The organism is Neobacillus sp. BP17 (genome assembly GCF_059579525.1).
The window spans coordinates 2,728,350-2,745,151 of the sequence record NZ_CM184198.1 but is presented as its reverse complement, the minus strand read 5'-3'; the positions used below and the strand labels follow the sequence as shown (position 1 = coordinate 2,745,151).

The 16,802-nt window shown below is 36.5% G+C and carries 15 protein-coding genes; 4 read left to right on the top strand and 11 right to left on the bottom strand.

Going from position 1 to position 16,802, the window contains the following annotated elements; translation table 11 throughout:
- Window positions 1-212 precede the first annotated feature (212 nt).
- Together AC4QJR_RS13310 and mcrC are read left to right on the top strand one after the other, a co-directional pair.
- Window positions 213-2,693, top strand: a complete 2,481-nt coding sequence (locus tag AC4QJR_RS13310; protein WP_496526500.1) for a DUF8426 domain-containing protein — start codon at window positions 213-215, stop codon at window positions 2,691-2,693.
- Window positions 2,686-3,714 carry a 5-methylcytosine-specific restriction endonuclease system specificity protein McrC gene (mcrC, locus tag AC4QJR_RS13305; RefSeq protein WP_496526499.1) on the top strand — a complete coding sequence of 343 codons (1,029 nt, stop codon included), beginning with the start codon at window positions 2,686-2,688 and terminating at the stop codon, window positions 3,712-3,714. Before AC4QJR_RS13310 ends, mcrC begins: the two co-directional genes overlap by 8 nt.
- Window positions 3,715-4,065: 351 nt before the next feature.
- On the opposite strand, the gene AC4QJR_RS13300 is transcribed toward mcrC, so the two are convergent.
- The 10 genes from AC4QJR_RS13300 to AC4QJR_RS13255 all read right to left on the bottom strand — a co-directional run bounded on the left by AC4QJR_RS13300 (window position 4,066) and on the right by AC4QJR_RS13255 (window position 13,407).
- Window positions 4,066-4,506, bottom strand: coding sequence for a hypothetical protein (locus AC4QJR_RS13300; RefSeq protein ID WP_496526498.1), 441 nt, complete (start codon window positions 4,504-4,506; stop codon window positions 4,066-4,068).
- A 602-nt stretch (window positions 4,507-5,108) separates the two neighbouring features.
- Window positions 5,109-7,529, bottom strand: a complete 2,421-nt coding sequence (locus tag AC4QJR_RS13295; RefSeq protein ID WP_496526497.1) for a DEAD/DEAH box helicase family protein — start codon at window positions 7,527-7,529, stop codon at window positions 5,109-5,111.
- Complete coding sequence (locus tag AC4QJR_RS13290) at window positions 7,522-7,848, bottom strand: nucleoside triphosphate pyrophosphohydrolase (protein WP_496526496.1); 327 nt, start codon at window positions 7,846-7,848, stop codon at window positions 7,522-7,524. Before AC4QJR_RS13290 ends, AC4QJR_RS13295 begins: the two co-directional genes overlap by 8 nt.
- Window positions 7,849-8,102: 254 nt before the next feature.
- Window positions 8,103-8,528 (bottom strand): hypothetical protein, encoded by a 426-nt coding sequence (locus tag AC4QJR_RS13285; protein ID WP_496526495.1) that lies wholly within the window; start codon window positions 8,526-8,528, stop codon window positions 8,103-8,105.
- A 52-nt stretch (window positions 8,529-8,580) separates the two neighbouring features.
- Window positions 8,581-9,825 (bottom strand): replicative DNA helicase, encoded by a 1,245-nt coding sequence (locus AC4QJR_RS13280; protein WP_496526677.1) that lies wholly within the window; start codon window positions 9,823-9,825, stop codon window positions 8,581-8,583.
- A gap of 2 nt (window positions 9,826-9,827) precedes the next feature.
- Window positions 9,828-10,847 (bottom strand): DnaD domain protein, encoded by a 1,020-nt coding sequence (locus AC4QJR_RS13275; protein ID WP_496526494.1) that lies wholly within the window; start codon window positions 10,845-10,847, stop codon window positions 9,828-9,830.
- Between the two features lie 414 nt (window positions 10,848-11,261).
- Window positions 11,262-11,603 (bottom strand): hypothetical protein, encoded by a 342-nt coding sequence (locus tag AC4QJR_RS13270; protein ID WP_496526493.1) that lies wholly within the window; start codon window positions 11,601-11,603, stop codon window positions 11,262-11,264.
- Between the two features lie 181 nt (window positions 11,604-11,784).
- Entirely contained in the window at window positions 11,785-12,639 is an 855-nt protein-coding gene (locus tag AC4QJR_RS13265; protein ID WP_496526492.1) for a hypothetical protein, read from the bottom strand.
- Between the two features lie 16 nt (window positions 12,640-12,655).
- Window positions 12,656-12,964, bottom strand: a complete 309-nt coding sequence (locus tag AC4QJR_RS13260; protein ID WP_496526491.1) for a hypothetical protein — start codon at window positions 12,962-12,964, stop codon at window positions 12,656-12,658.
- Between the two features lie 191 nt (window positions 12,965-13,155).
- Window positions 13,156-13,407, bottom strand: a complete 252-nt coding sequence (locus AC4QJR_RS13255; protein ID WP_375377762.1) for a hypothetical protein — start codon at window positions 13,405-13,407, stop codon at window positions 13,156-13,158.
- Window positions 13,408-13,568: 161 nt separating this feature from the next.
- Between AC4QJR_RS13255 and AC4QJR_RS13250 the strand changes: the two genes are divergently transcribed.
- Complete coding sequence (locus AC4QJR_RS13250) at window positions 13,569-14,315, top strand: AAA family ATPase (protein WP_496526490.1); 747 nt, start codon at window positions 13,569-13,571, stop codon at window positions 14,313-14,315.
- Window positions 14,316-14,431: 116 nt separating this feature from the next.
- Here the strand turns inward: AC4QJR_RS13250 and AC4QJR_RS13245 are convergent, their stop codons facing one another.
- Window positions 14,432-15,526, bottom strand: a complete 1,095-nt coding sequence (locus AC4QJR_RS13245; protein ID WP_496526489.1) for a GerAB/ArcD/ProY family transporter — start codon at window positions 15,524-15,526, stop codon at window positions 14,432-14,434.
- 401 nt (window positions 15,527-15,927) lie between these two features.
- Between AC4QJR_RS13245 and AC4QJR_RS13240 the strand changes: the two genes are divergently transcribed.
- Complete coding sequence (locus tag AC4QJR_RS13240; protein ID WP_496526488.1) at window positions 15,928-16,398, top strand: DinB family protein; 471 nt, start codon at window positions 15,928-15,930, stop codon at window positions 16,396-16,398.
- The last annotated feature ends 404 nt before the right edge of the window (window positions 16,399-16,802 follow it).

Below are 16,802 nucleotides of genomic sequence, written 5' to 3'. Positions count from 1 at the left end.
TTATATTCTACTTACTTTATACAAAAATAAAGGCATCCTTGGTAGATATATTCTTTTACATCAAATAAAATGTAAGTAGTTTTGTCTCCAGTCCCCGCCCGCTGATTTCCTTTTACATGAGATTATTTGGTAAAATTGGAATAACCTCTATATCGTTAGACTGGGAAATGCCAGCGTTTTTGTAAAATATAAAATAATTGCAGGTGGATAAATTGGTAAAGGCCATTTCAAAACAAGAAGTAGAAAAACTACGGAAGGAGTTCCATACCTATTTAGCAGGGAATCATCCAAATTGGAATGATAACACCATTGCTGTTCACTTTTCTGATGCATTCTTTGCCTATAATAATAATATAGGGATAGATTTCTGGTCTATCTTTTTGGATGAGAAATCTCTAAACAAAGCAAAAGAAATCATAAGGGATTATCTTAAATCACAAAACAAATCGGAACGTGCCCAAGAACGCGCTAGTGGATATTTGCAGTCAATGAAGCATTTCAAGGCCTTTTTAGATGAAAGGCATCCAACACTTGCAAAAGAATGGAGTGGCAAAACGGCTAGAAATACCTATTTAAAAGCTGCTTTCCAAAATTGGATGCGCCGCCAGAAAAAATCCAATGGAGAACTGTATAAATCCAATACCATTACCGCTTATACGAATTCTCTTAAAAATGCTACGGCAAAATTAAACATCAACCCTTTAACCGAAACTGATTTATTCCATATTACATCATTAGCTGCATTTGAAGAGGCATACAAAAGGATTACTTCCGCACCCAATTTTCATGAAGTAGACCTAGCTGCTGGCAATAAAGCGTATTCGAATGCATTGTCACTGTATTCTAGATTTCTAAAGGAATTAGCTGAGCCATCCTGTTGGGTTTTTCAGGGAAACCCCAAATATTATGATGTGATTGGTGCTGTTCATGACCTTAATACAATTACTTGGGCTGTCAATCAAAATTATAAACAAATTAAAAAAGGAGACAAAGTCTACATTTGGCTTTCCGGACCTGAAGGCGGCATTGTAGCTTCCGGTACCATTCTTTGTGATCCTGAGATGAAACAGCCCGAACCAAACGATCCGTATAATTGTTCTGATGACCTAAACAAAGAACCCTATTTAGGTGTTGATATTGAAATCCTAAGAAAGCTCACCAACACGATTGTAGAAAGAACTACGTTACTTGCTGATGAACGGACAAAACGAATGGAGATATTAACGTATCCTGGTGCAACTAATTTTCGAGTCAGCAAAGAAGAAGATGAAGTGATTGAGAGTATGATAACAGGAGATTATCAAAAGGTTCCGGCCACCCCTGCCCCAACTCCAGCAGGACCAAAAGATAAAAAGCGGTATTGGATCTATGCCCCAGGCGAAGGTTCCCGCCTGTGGGAAGAATTCTATGATAAAGGAATCATGGGAATTGGCTGGGACAATCTCGGTGACTTAAAACAATACCCTGCAAAAGAATCAATGAAGAGCAAAATGAAAGAGATTTATGGTGAAGAATATTCCTATAAAAATGCTGGACATGCTACATGGCAATTTGCGAATGAACTAAAAGAAGATGACGTAATTATTGTGAAAAAAGGGCTGAAGAAAATCATTGGCCGAGGGGTTGTCACGTCAGACTATATGTTTGATGATTCAAGAAATGAATATAAACATATACGGACTGTACACTGGACACATAAAGGAGAATGGGAGCACGAAGGACAAATTGTTTTAAAAACTCTCACAGATATTACACCCTATACGGATTATTACAAGAAACTAGAAGATATGTTCATTTCAGATTCTGATTCGGAAGATCCAGAAACTGACACAGTATACTATGAGAGCTATACAGCAGAGAACTTCTTGTCTGATGTGTATATGAGCGATGATAAGTATCTGACCTTAAAAAATCTTCTTCTTAAAAAGAAGAATCTTATTTTGTTAGGTGCCCCAGGTGTTGGAAAGACCTTTGCTGCAGAGCGCTTGGCCTACTCGATTATGGGTGAAAAAGATATCAGTCGAGTTATGATGATCCAATTTCATCAAAGTTACAGTTATGAAGATTTTATCATGGGTTACCGCCCTACCGAAAAAGGCTTTTCCATATCTAAAGGCCCGTTTTATGAGTTTTGTAAAGAAGCTGAGCCTGATGATCGGCCCTATTTTTTCATCATCGATGAGATTAACCGAGGCAACTTAAGTAAGATATTTGGCGAATTATTAATGCTAATTGAATCAGATAAACGAGGTAAGGAAGTCCGCTTGCTTTATTCAGATGAACAATTTTCCGTACCAGACAATGTTCATATTATTGGAATGATGAACACAGCTGACCGCAGTTTAGCAATGATTGATTATGCCCTTCGCCGCCGGTTTGCCTTTTATGAAGTTGAACCTGCATTTAGAAGCGATGGTTTCCAAGAATATCAAGCAAACATAGCAAGTGAAAAGTTTGATCGCTTAATTGATACGGTAGTGAAAATAAATGAAGATATCGCAGAGGATACTTCCCTTGGAAGTGGCTTTCAAATTGGTCATAGTTATCTATCAACGAATGAAATCATTGATGATGGATGGTTATCCGATGTGATCGAATATGAACTGATCCCTTTGATTAAAGAATACTGGTTTGACGAACCGACAAAGATCGAAAACTGGAGCAGCAGGCTGCGTGGAGCCATTTATGATTAAGGTAAAAAATATATACTATATGCTGTCTTATGCCTATCAGTCACTTAACGAAGCCAGCTTCAAAAATATCCAAACAGAAGAATTTGAAAACCTTCATGATTTGATGGCGGCCATTCTAGTACGCGGTGTTTCAAATCAATTGAAACGTGGTTTACATAAGGATTATCTCGTCTACACAGAAGCAACGGGTAACTTAAAAGGCAAAATAGATATATCAAACTCTGTTCGTCAAAACACGTTAATGACGCGGCGAATGGTTTGCCATTTCGATCAATTCTCAGAAAATACACCTTTGAATCAAATAGTAAAAACCACCATGGTACTACTTATTAAATCAGGTGATGTTACAGTAGCCAACAGTAAGGAATTGAAAAAGCTGAGCTTGTATTTTAGGAACATAGAAACTCTTAATCCGTTCGCCATCAACTGGAATGCATTGATCTATCACCGAAATAATGCTACCTACAAACTTCTCATCAATATCTGCCAATTAATCATCAAAGGGCTTTTAATGACGACGGAGACAGGTGAATATAAGATGAAAGAATTCCTGGATGACCAATTCATGCACCGCTTATATGAGAAATTTTTACTTGGTTATTTCAAAAAAGAGTACCCTCATTTTACTGTCGGGTCTTCCTACATTAAATGGAATGTGGACGATGATATCACCGAATTTCTACCGAATATGAAAACAGATATCACACTTTCCTATGGAACCAAAACACTGATCATTGATGCCAAATATTATGGCCGGACCATGCAAACCAACACTTTGTTTAATAGCAAATCGATTATTTCAGCTAACTTGTATCAAATTTTTACTTATGTAAAAAACAAGGATAGAACAGGGAGCGGACATGTAAGTGGAGTCCTTTTATATGCAAAAACCGATGAGGAGCTCACGCCGGATCATGATTATTCAATTGGTGGAAACCGATTTAGTGTGAAAACGCTTGACTTAGGTGCAGATTGGGGGGGAATTGTGGGACAACTACGTGCGGTTGCAGCGCTATTATAAGATACACATAATAAATTTAGGGTTTTGAATAATATAAAAACCGGGCATGCAACAACATGTCCGGTCCTTTAATAACAGTTATTCTAATGGTGGTGGCTAATCTGGTGCAAAAATCCAGCCGAGCAGTAATCTCAAGAATATATTTTTTAAAGTAAATAAGAGGAATTAATACAACTTATCCCTGAATCACCGCGATTGGATTTAGGGGTTCATTGCCATTGTTTTTCTTTCACCAAGCTTTAATTAACTACCTCTCTTTTTAATTTATTGCAGTTTCGCAATTTGTCCCAAAATGAAGAAATCGTTTAAATCTTCGATAGCTTTATTCAATTCCTCTACCTTTCTAGTTCTTTAATAATAATCATCATCCCAATTTTCCGCCCATGTCTGGTTCGTTCTTATAAAAGTTTTTCCTTTGATTTTATTTAGAACCTCTTGCCGTTCTCTTTCATTTAATAATTCAATCTCCATGATAATCTTTTCCGAAAATGACATCTTACCAGCCATATAAACAGTAGTTTGTTTAATTAATTCTTTTATTTCATTTTGCCCCAAAGATAATAAATCTTTAACTTGTTCAAAATTTTCTATTTGAATCTTTAACTGGTGCTGCCCTGTAATTGATTCTTCGTGACTTTTCTTTAAATTTTTTGAACAGGTAATTAATTTTTTTTGCCCCTTTTCTAAACTTTCTGTACGACTTATTAGTTCCTTCTGGACTTCTATTAATTCTTGCTGCCCATTTTTTAAATCCTGTAATTCTAAAAGAATGTTATTCAGTGTTTCCTCCATGAAAAAACCTCCATATTATATTGGATTAACCCCGTATCAATGCTAGCAATGGGGTCAAATAGCTGCACAATTTTGAAACCATTAGCAGGCCTTCCTTGTATTGATATATGGATTTCTAAAAAAGTATGGAATTTAAAGTAAAAATAAAGTATTTATATAAAGAAGTATGAAGAAGGGAAATCTTGTGAAATAAAATATGGTAGAAATTTGAAGATATTTAAGATGATTTTTGAACTAAGTGGGAAGTCGTTCAAATTGAAAAAATTAAATAGACAAAATCTACTGTCCATTCTATAAATCCAAAGTGAGTAACACAAATATGTATTTTCTAGCTCATTTTTTATACGTCCTTTCCATTTTATTTTGACTTTTACTTTTAGTTAATTATGAAACACTATTAATCTATCATTAAACCAATGAACAAAGTATGGGGAAAGGTGACAAAATACTGAATCTTAGTTACTCTCAAGCAAACTACTGATAGAGGAAATAGAGTTACTGTTTGAAGTGTACCTTTATACAAGGAAGATCCAAGATGATATAAAAAAACAAATTGATATATCTCAAAACTTAACCAAATTGAACAAAAATCCCCCTAGGACCTAATGAACTAGAGGGCTGTTTGCCTTTCTTTCAAAATGATAATGTAGTCGGTATTCGCAGATATCTTTTGTCCATTTAAAGAGAATTTCTTCATCTTCTTTGGCAATGTCAAACATAAACTTAAAGATATTATTCTCGAATGAAGTTAATTCACTTTTCCACATGGTCATTGGCATGGTGGCAATTAACCGACTTACTCTTTGTTCATTATACTCCCAAAGCCTTTTAGAAGATTTATCAGAAAAGTCCAGTTTCTTTCGATACTCTTTATCCATAAGATAATGGTGGAAGAAAGGAGCAACTTCCTCAGGTGTGATCGGATTATTCCAATTGGATGGTCCTCGTTGCAGCATGGCAAGAAGAACAATCATTTTATAGCTTTTTCTCATATCCGTTCTTTCAACATCCATCAACCAATTTTCATAACGGGTAAACACTTGCTTTTCTCGAACAGACAGCTCATCAGCCCAGTTTAAAAAACCAAAATAGGAACCAAATTCGGTTCGATATTGTCTAGATTCTGAAGCCCCTCTTAAATGCAATTCCAGATAAGTTGGTCTTTTACCAATTTCTTTTTTTAGTGTCATATAATCACTAAAGAGTTTCTCTTTTCTTGGCTGTCGCTTTCGTGACATTTCTTGTAGAAGGTTAATGACATCTAAATCTAGATCGAGTTCACAGAATTGTGGGATCATCGGTTGGATCTTTCGTAACTTCACATCGCTTGGAGTTGTATCAAATAAACTTAACTTTATATCTGCGTTCCGATAATTACCGATTAGGTCCACGATGACACATGCTTCCTTACTGGAATGTAACCGAAGTCCTCTACCTATTTGCTGTGTAAAGACGGTTAATGATTCTGTGGGTCGAACAAACAGTAATGTATCGACAGATGGAATATCGACACCTTCATTAAACAGGTCAACGGTAAAAATGACATCGATTTCCCCTCTATCAAGCTGGGAGATTGCCTGGCTTCTACCGATATGAACTTGTTGTGAATGAAGACTAACGGTGTGGTAGCCATGTTGATTAAAATAGTTCGATAGGAAGTTAGCTTGTCGAATCGATGAACAGAAAGCCAATGTTCGAGTCTGCTTTTTGTCCTCCCAGGCATGGAGAATTTTAAGTGCCATTTCTTCTTTTAATTGAACTTGCAGCAACTCTTCCTCAGCATAACGATTTCCTAGCCAGGTTATTTGGGTGTAATCAGTATCATCATAAACGCCAAAATATTTAAATGGGGCCAGCCACTTCCGTTCAATTGCTTCCAGGAAATCAAGTCTAAATGCAACGTTTCCGTCACAGATGGCATAAACATCTTTGTTGTCATTGCGATCAGGAGTTGCGGTAATCCCCAATAAAAACTTTGGCTGAAAATAATCTAACGCCATTTGATAGGAATCCGCTGCAGCATGATGAAATTCATCTATTATTATAAGATCAAATTCATCTGGCCTAAACTGTTCAAGATGAGACTTCATACTTAAAGTATATATCGAGGCAAAAATAGCATCTGCATTATTTTCTTTCTGTTTGCCATTATAAATTCCATATCGTTTTTCAGGCATGATTTTTTTAAAAGAATCTCTAGCCTGATTAAGTATTTCTTCTCGATGGGCTATAAAGAGTACTTTATTAAAAATTTTTGAAAAAAATCCAGCCAGATAAGTCTTTCCTAAACCAGTCGCCATAACTACCAAAGCCTTATTGTACTCTTCCTCTAATGTCTTATTTAATTCTTCCAATGCTTCGATTTGAGCAAACCTGGGTTGAATTTCTCCATAATCGGCAGCAGGTTCCATGATTGTCGCAGTTGGTTCTGGCTCCTCTTTTTTATTGGGAAGCATCAGTTCCAGTTCTTCCAGTTCACTCCACTTTTTAGCAAGATTAGGATTTTTCCGATGATACTCATCATATCTTGATCTATATTCCACAAGCGTTTCTTTATTTAGGGGAACAGTTTGTTCTGCATAATATAATTTTAAAAACTCCGCTTGAGCTTCATCAAAGATATCTTTTGCATCACTAACTCCAACATTCCATTCAATACCCTGATATAAGGCCGATCGTGATAGATTAGATGAGCCGATATACAAAACGTCATGTTCATTCGTTTGGAATAAATAGGCCTTGGGATGAAAAGATCCCCCATTACTCTTCCAAATTCTTACCTTAATTCGTTCATCTATCGAAAGAAGTTCTTCTAATGCTTCCGGCTGCGTTATGTATAGATAATCACCGGTACAAATTTTTATATCTGCACCATTCTGAGCGGCTTTCTTTAAGGCATTTTTCAAAAAATAAACCCCAGATTTCATCACAAAGGAAGATAGTATACATATAGTTGCTGCATCTTCGATATTTTTAATCAGCTGTATTCCGAGTTCCTTCGTAAATAATTGTATCTTACTCATCCTCAACCTCAATTAGAAATATTTTCTCCTTAAAGCCCCCTCGTTTTTGTGCTTTATTTTGACGTGCTCTCTCAACTTCTTCAATAGATGTTCCGTGGCTTTCTGCCAAAGCATGAATGATTTCTAGCAGATCGGCAAGCTCCTCGATGGCATCATTATCATTCACTGTATTTATGTATTCATTTAGTTCTTCAAAGCTCTTCTTTTTCAATTCTTTTATGTATTCGTCATTATTTAGGATTCTTGTCGAAAATTGCTTCCCAGTACTTTCGATTACCTCCGGGATGCGGTCTCGGACTAATTTGTTATAGATAGGCATATTAATTACCTCCTTCATTTATATAATAAAATTATAACTGATTTAAGAGCAGAGTGTACTACCCTGACATTTTTATATTCACGTTTCGTTTAATCTTAACAATAAAGAACCTATTTCTATAGGCTCTCTGAATACGTATTTTAGTAAAATTTATTTACTAATGTACCCCAACCACTGTTATCGCATCTGGGATTTTTTTAATTTATCGAACTGAATCTCCTTATTGATTGCGATTTACGTCTTTACTTCAAGATTCATTCTCCCCTCGTAGAATATCCCGCTATAGCAGGAAAACTCGCGAATTCCTTCCTCATGTCCCGAAAAGAAATCCCATCATTTCCTCTATCAATCTGACAATCCAGTGAATATTCGTGACAGTTCAATGGGTTTTGATGAAATGTTTTGGCATAGAATCGGATGGCTTCCTGATTGTTGGAAGCAAAAATAAAGACAAAATACTCCTGGTTCATCTTCAGTGAGTAGATGCCCACTTTATGAAAACCTAATACATTGTTTTGAATCAATCCCTTTACTTTCTGATGGTCCGCTCGTTCTAAGTCTTTTATGGAAAAATCGTCCTCTAATGAAATTTTCTTCTCTGCAAGTAAATGGTGGATATAATGGGCTAATGTTGATTCTTCATAACGTAAACAATCCATGTAAAGATCTTTCACACTCATGTGATTCACCTCGTTATCTAATTTTTTCGGCGAAATAGCGGTCATTCCCCGGTTAGATTAATTCCTTCTGTTCCTCAATTCTCCCTGTATGCTGGTTATAATTGACGGCGATGCTTCCAACTGGACCATTTCGGTTTTTCGAAACAATGATTTCAAGCGATTTATTCTGAGATTCCTTGTTATAATACATTTCACGATAGAGGAACAAAATGACATCTGCGTCTTGTTCCACGCTTCCCGATTCACGAATATCGGACATCATTGGCTTTTTATCGGCTCTAGATTCTACCGATCGATTGAGCTGCGCCAAACAAACGACGGGACAATTAAAATCCTTCGCCACTGCTTTAAGAGATTTCGATATTTCCGTCACTTGGAGGTGGGAATTTCCACCGTAGGATTGACCACAATGGATGAGCGTTAAGTAATCGATAAAAATGATTGGTTTTTTGTACGGAAATTGATGGATCATTTTTCGTGTTTTCGCTCTCATTTCCGCTATACTTTGGCCAGATCCATCAAAAATTTGCATATGGGTTTCAGAGAGTATGCCCATCACATCTGACCAACTATTTTTTTGGTCTTGAGTTAGCATTCGTTTCGGATCCCGCATTTTACTTCGATTGAAGTTCCCTGTCGAAGCAATCAGTCGAGAAGTGATCAATCTTTCAGGCATTTCCAGAGAAAATACCAGTGGCAAATACCCAGCCCATCCTGACATTTTGGCAAAATGAAGCATCACATCTGTTTTTCCCATCGAGGGTCTAGCGGCGATGATCGTTACTTCCCCATCTTGAAACCCTCCGGTTAAATAATCGAGCTTTTGGATCCCTGTTGTTGCGGTTATCAACTCTTTTTGATCTTCCCAAGGTGCCTCAAAGATATCTGATAACGCCTGTGTTAACGATGTATGATCCTCCACTTTTAATTGGTTAATTTTATCCAATTCTGAAATGACTTTTGCGATCTCCCAATCATTCATGGCTGCCAGGGTTAAGATGCTCCTTTTTTCTCGTTCCTTCCACAAATCAAGGATCAGTTTCTCCGTATTGTCGAACTTCTCCAGGTCGGCAAATGCTAACAACTCGGAAAGATAGGACATCCCCCCAAAGGATTCAAGGTCAGGCATGGTGGTAAAAGTGATTAAATCAATATTCCTGCCAGCCTGGGTTAAATCCAGCATCCTCCGCAGGATTTCTTTATGCCGGATACTTTCTAGCTGTTCAGGCTTGATTACCGTATCCTTGAGTAAGTATTCGGCCTTCATCAGGCTTCCTAAAAATGCTTTTTCCGCCATACTCACCAGTCTTCACCTGCCGTAATATCAAAGTCAAAGCCACTTGGAATATCTCTTCCACGAGGAAAGGAATCCTTCGATTTCCAATGTTTTTGTACAGGCTTAAGGCTCTCAATATAGGAATCAATTTCTTCTACGGACAGTAAAGATTCATTTTCCCAGTTTTTCAGAATACCAACCACATAGGTTAGTCTTCGCTTGTTATTGGCACAGGCAATATTCATCGCTTTTAAAATCACCGCTTTGGGCTGTAAAAATTTAGAATTATCTAACCAGGCTAACAGCTGCTGTTTACCATTCAAGTTACTAAAACCAAATCCATTGTTGTCCCAAAACTCGACAATTTCCTTCACATCTACAAGTTTTTGATTATTATGTATGGTATGGTCGCTATCTCGATTACTCTCCATTTGGGAGTAAAGAACTTCTTGTTGTTTATCTTTTTGTTTATCTTTTTCTTTATCTAATTCTTTATCTTTTTCTTGTCCACGTATCGTATGAGGTTTGGTCCACGTATCGTCCTTCTCTTCCCATACAGGAGTATGATCGTCAGCAATCTCATTTGGATCATTACCTTTCATACTGAAACTAACCTCTTCTTTTTTAAAAAAAGATTCATAAAGGCTGCGGAATTCCTGTTTTTTAATCAACTCTGAAACATATTGAATTAATGAAGCATCCTTGACCGCTTTTAATTCGGAGATAATACAATCCATCATTGGTTTCCCCGCTTTATCAAAGTTATTTTCTCCCCAGTTTTTAATGGCAAGTTCTCTTGTTTCAGGATTGTAGCGAATCAGCTGGTGATGCGTGATGAATCGTTCCATTAATGAATGAACACTTTCGATCGAATAGCCCATATCAAAGGCCATCTGCTTTTTCGTAATCTGATAGATACCAATTTGAGTCGTACGCTGATTCGTTAAAAGATATAAATAAAAGTATCTGTCCTCTGGTGTCATTTCCTCCGAAACCATTGGATCCATCCAAAAATCAATCCGTACTTTTCTAAACTTTGCCATCCTCTACCACTGCCTTTCTTCTACTAAAATTCATTCATCTTTCATATAGAAAGAAATGAAGAAAAAGGTCATAGGATTTTCACTAGAATATGAATTTTTTATGACACTCTTTCCTCACCATGTCCTTGGCAAGAGTTTTCAGTGTAAGCCCTTACTTCGGTACTTCTACAATATCGAGATCACCCAGGTAAAGCGAACGATCAAATTTCACATTTGGGGGCATTTTTAGTGCTTAAACGTCAAAAAAAGCCTCCAAATTTGATTTTTGGAGGCTTTTTTTGATGATTTGGTGATTTTTTAGGCTATTTCTTTGGTTAGAGTGTTTACCATTCTTGTATCTTAAAAATCGGGGTCAGACCCAAGTCTAGTATGCGTTACAGCACCAAGGAACTGCCACCCAAAAAAGGCATTCCCTTAATGCTTCATTAAATAATCTTTAACACATTGTTCAGTTGCTTCCTCAGTTTTTTTAGAACAATCATCTAATACTTTTAACGCTACATCAAAACTTTCAAATCCTTCTCCTGTCCAAGAGTCAGAGTATACCCATTCTTTATCATATGTACCCCAAACCACATCATACTGTTCTTTCTTGATTATAGGTGCTTCTTTAACCTTAGGTTCTTCCTTTACGACTTCTTTCTTAGGTGTTTCCTTAACTACTTCTTTTTTAGGTTCTTCCTTAGCTTCTTCTGATAAATCGCATCCCGTTAATAATCCTGTAGCAACTAAGCATACAGTTAATAACTTCTTCATTTATTAAAACCTCCTATTAAATTTGCCTTCCTTTTGCCTCCACATGGCCAAGATATATAGGGAGAAACTTTCCACCTAAAATATCTCATGATTTGTTTGTTATAATATAACCATAAATTCTGTTGACTAAAGATGCTGCCCACATATCTATCATCAAAAGTAATTGCCAACTGTTCGCTTATTATTCCATGCTCGTTGTGGCGACATCTGTTCCCTCATAATTTCTTATTTGATTTACTGCCCAATCCATCAACTGATAAAAGTTATTTCTTTGTTCTTTCGATCTTACCTTTTCCCATGAAAAAGAAGGTCGTAAGTTTAAATGTTCGTCAGGAATCTCTACGGCCAATAACTCTTTAAATTTCAATTGAAACTCTCTTCTTTTTTCGAGAGAAGAGAACGGTGGATGATTTTTTAGATGCTGAAATTGAATTTCAAACAACCCGTATGTCCACATGCTTATGATATTGTGCCTGTTAGCTCCATCGTATAAAAAGAAAATCGATCCCCATTTTTGACCTTTCCCATACCAAGTACTGAAGGATCCAGTAGAAAGCGTTTGAAAAATTTCTTGATGAACCTCTCTGCCTTCATGTCCCAGTTTATTTTCAATTTCATTCATAAATTGTTCTAGATTCCATTGTAGTTTGATTTGGGTTTTTTGAGGGTTGGTTGATATACCGATCACACTCGGTACCAGTGTTTTGATATTCTTTTCCAAATTACAGTATTGTTTAATCTCAATTCCTAATACTTCCGATTTCGTCATCTGTTCATTTAGGAATTCAATGATCCTGCGTAGTTCATCAGGAATTTTATCAGCTACAAAAAGCATCCTAATAATGCCTTCCTGTAGATTTTCCTGCACCTTAGACCAAAATTCTTCTAGTCCATTTTCGTCATCAACACGAATCCCCAATAAATTATGTATGACTTGTGCTGGCTCTTTCCCGTCTTTTATGTATTTTTCATTGAAAGCATTTATAATCGTTTCTATCGGCCAGTACTTAGTAGCATTGGCAGCATAGTCCAGCATCTGGCCAACGACCTCCCTACGAATTTCTTGTATCCGTACTCCGCTTCACCTCAATAAACGTTGGGATACAGTCTTGGTCAATAAATAAATGATCAATTCTCCATTGGGAAGAATTTATGGAGGAAGGAATCGCAAATTCTCTTGCGCTTGGAATCCACTTTCTTGGGTTATTATTATTCATCTGTTCACCTGCAAGGAGATCAGGATAATTATCAATTAAGTTTTGAAGAATTTCTTCAGAATCGTATTCGGTTTCGACCAATTTCAATAAATGGTGATCGTCTTGGATGACATAAATATTTCCGTTCTGTGTGCCCGCTGCCATAACATTCACTCCTTATATACCCTCATACACTTTTATTATATATAAATAAGTTTCGTTCACAGTGTTGGTTCATACTACAATCATTCCTGCAGTTGTTTGGAACCTCTGATTGATATTATTCGATTACTTTTGCCTATCTATTACTTTGGAACATTCACATAGTGCAAATCCAACTGATTTATATAATGGTCTCACCAAAAAATATCATCCATCGGTGGAATCGGTCTCTTTTCTATTTCCCTTACTTCCTCTGTTATTTCTTCTATACCATTAACAATGACTTTTTCAATGTATGTTCTCCGATAACCTGTTTCATGCATGATGCTTCGTATGTATTTGTGTGCAACGGTTGCCATTTCTCTTTTATTTCTAGCTGAAAAACGTCCTTTAGCAACTAGCCCCGATCCTTCAATGATTAAATGCACTTCCAAGTTAAACTCCATTAGTAATCATCCTCTTATCATTATGTAAGATTATTATAGAACAAATGTTCTATTCAATTCCAACAAAAAATCCAGAATTACTTTTCCAGACCAATTTCTGCGTGAGTTGTTCAGCATATATGATAGAATGATGATAAAAATGTTAGGCAGGTTGAGGTAAGATGATAAATTCCCCTTATTTAAGAAGTGTAGCTTTAAAGCGAGAGGAAGTACCTGCATTTACGCATTATCCATTTAATCTTCCTAGTATTAGGTCGTTAAATCATCTTCCCTTTCATCCCAAGGTTACCTACCTGATTGGTGAGAACGGAATGGGGAAATCTACTTTATTGGAGGCGTTCGCCGTTTCATTAGGGTTTAATCCCGAGGGAGGATCCTTTAATTTCAACTTTTCTACATTTGATTCCCACTCTGAATTAACAAATTATCTCAAGTTGATTAAGGGGATTGAAAAGCCAAAAGACGGTTTCTTTTTACGTGCGGAAAGCTTTTACAATGTGGCTTCGAATATTGAGGAATTGGATCAGGGGGGTGGAGGTCCGAAAATCATCAGCTCTTTCGGCGGACAATCTCTTCATGAACAATCGCATGGAGAGGCCTTCTTCTCCACCTTTATTCATCGTTTTGGAGGGAACGGAATCTATATTCTAGATGAACCTGAAGCGGCTCTTTCTCCTTTACGGCAAATGTCCATGGTTACTAGAATCCATGACTTAGTGAATCAACACTCCCAACTCATTATTGCCACCCATTCACCCATCATTATGTCGTACCCAGACTCACTTATCTATGAATTGAGTGAAGATGGCATCCAAGAGAAAAAACTGGAAGAAACCAATCATTTTCAGATCATGAAACAGTTTTTAAATGACCCTAAAAGGATGCTTCATCATCTTCTGGAATCGTAAGTAGTGGTAGGAAACAAAGGGAAAGGAAGCACGTGTTCATGAACTGGTTCCTTTTCCTATCGCAAAACGTGAATTTAAAACTAAATATGACACTCCTTCTCGTTTCAGGATTAGTTTTATAAAAGGTTTAATCGTTTCCGAATCCAGTGAACTACAACAAGTAAAACGGGAATCGCAACAAAGAATATAGGTAAGAGGAACTTTATAACCAATTCCCCTTCTTTAAAGTGCTCTGAAATATTACTTGCCTCTATTATGGAGCTTAAAAGAGCTATGAAGGCAATCGGAACTGCTAACTTTTGTTTATTTTCAATATTAAATATGTCCGATATAATATTAATCGCAGCTAAACAATAAATAGATATTTTAAAAAATACTCCAATAATCAGTGCAATAATCGCGAAAATATCTAGACGTTCTAATAATTCTCCTATGTGGGCATTTTGTATCATTCTTAATAGAGGAAAAGCAGAAGTCCTATAACCAGTTTCTCCAAGAACGGATATTTCAAGGGCATGAGTAAAGGTTAATATTAAGGTACTGAGCGTTAATGCTGCAACTCCAACTTTTCTTCCGGATTGAGTTTGATTTAAATTAGGAAAAATGGTTGAGAAACAAAAGATTTCACCGAACGGAAACATTAATATATTGGGATAAGCTGACTTTAAGACAGGTTTCCATCCATTTTCAAGAATTGGTTGGAAATTGCCGATGTTAACTATACCGGATAATAACACTGAAATACTCCCCAATAAACCCAAACAAATAAAAACGACAAAGTAGAGCTCTGCTGTTCTAGCTAAAACTTCTACACCTTTGTATAGTGCATAAATTGTTACAATAATCAACATCGTTTCAATAATAAACAGTGGAGTCTGGCTATATACGCTAGACACTAGTAATGCCCCAGTTTCTCTTAAATCTCTAGAAGAGAGATAAATGAAAAGCGTTGCATATACAAAGCTAACTATCCAGCCTAAATTTCTTCCAAGGATCTTTCGAGCATACCCACTTAAAAGAAGATTTGGATACTCACGAAATAGGTAATCATACAGTATAAATAAAACGATTCCCCCAACAGAGGCTAGTATTACTGAAAGCCAGACATCTTTATCAGAAGCAAATCCGATTGGAAGTACAAGTGCAGTACCCATTTCAAACAAAAAAATCAAAACGAATAATTGACCGGAACTAATTTTTTCTTTTTCCATTTCTCACTAATCCATCCTAAAACCCAATGATTTATGTTCGTTTTTACTGTTAGTTCCAATTTTTATATTTCAGTTTCCTTCCACTAAAGGAAAAATATACAAATTTAGACGAAATAAAAAATCCCTTTCTCAATCTTCGAGGTAGGACTTATACCAGCTGCTTAATATTCTCAATCACATATCTACACTTGATAATCTAAAGAACCTTTAATGAATTCCTTCTTCCACTAACCTGCCCGTTAGTTCAACAACTATGAAACATCCTTTAAATCGCAGCACCTCATTCTCTTGCTCCGTTCGTATAAAGTACAACTAAATATTGTAATAATATTCTTAATTCAGATTGGCACGAACGTTCATTCGTGTATAATTAAAATATGCTTATCAAAGGAGGTACTTTTATGAATTCAATTGAATTAATTATTTTAAACTTAATTGAAGTAAGAAGAAGAAGCATAAAAGTCTGGAGATCTATTCCTGAAGAAAAACTAAGTTGGAAGCCAGATAATGAAGCAATGAATTGTCTAGAAATGGTCAGGCACGTACTGGAAAGCGAACATTATTATCACCTGGCACTTAAAAATCAAGGAAGTTTATCCGTTTTTAATTCGCCTTTTGAAAACAGACCTTTCACTTCTGTAAATTCTGAATTGGAATTTGCCGAACCCTATCGTAATCAATTCATAAATACAATCAGATCATTTTCTGAAGAAGACTTAACTAATATTAAGATTGACCGTTCTGATGCAGGATACATAAGACACCTGGGGGATATGCTCCTACGCATTGCGTATCACGAATCTGTTCATACTGGTCAGTTATTAGATTATTTAAGAACCGCAGGTGTTCCAAGAATCCGTATCTGGGATTAGTGTGTAATTTAGGTGCTTTCACTGTTGTGAAGCACTATTTTTATTGCGTATAGGTTTTTTAAAAGTGCTCCTTCTTCAACTAAACAGCCAGATTGTTTAAGTACATCATCTCACAATCTTTCTTTGAAAAAAGAAAAAAGGCGACCTCCAATTTGAAGAATCGCACCCGTTAGCCATCCATGAAGCGCAAAAATCAGCGCTTCACCACAGAGAATGAAAATTGTTTGAATCCGTCAATACTGATTCTACGGCTGGGAAAGGAAGGTCGATGAACTATGGTGCGTTAGAGCCCATCCGTTAGTCTGACTCCAACGACCACGGTGCACCACTGACTGTCGCTCCCTTACGGGAAGCACACATGGTAGATTAATCCTATTCTGGTTGATGCACCAGCCTCTAATCAT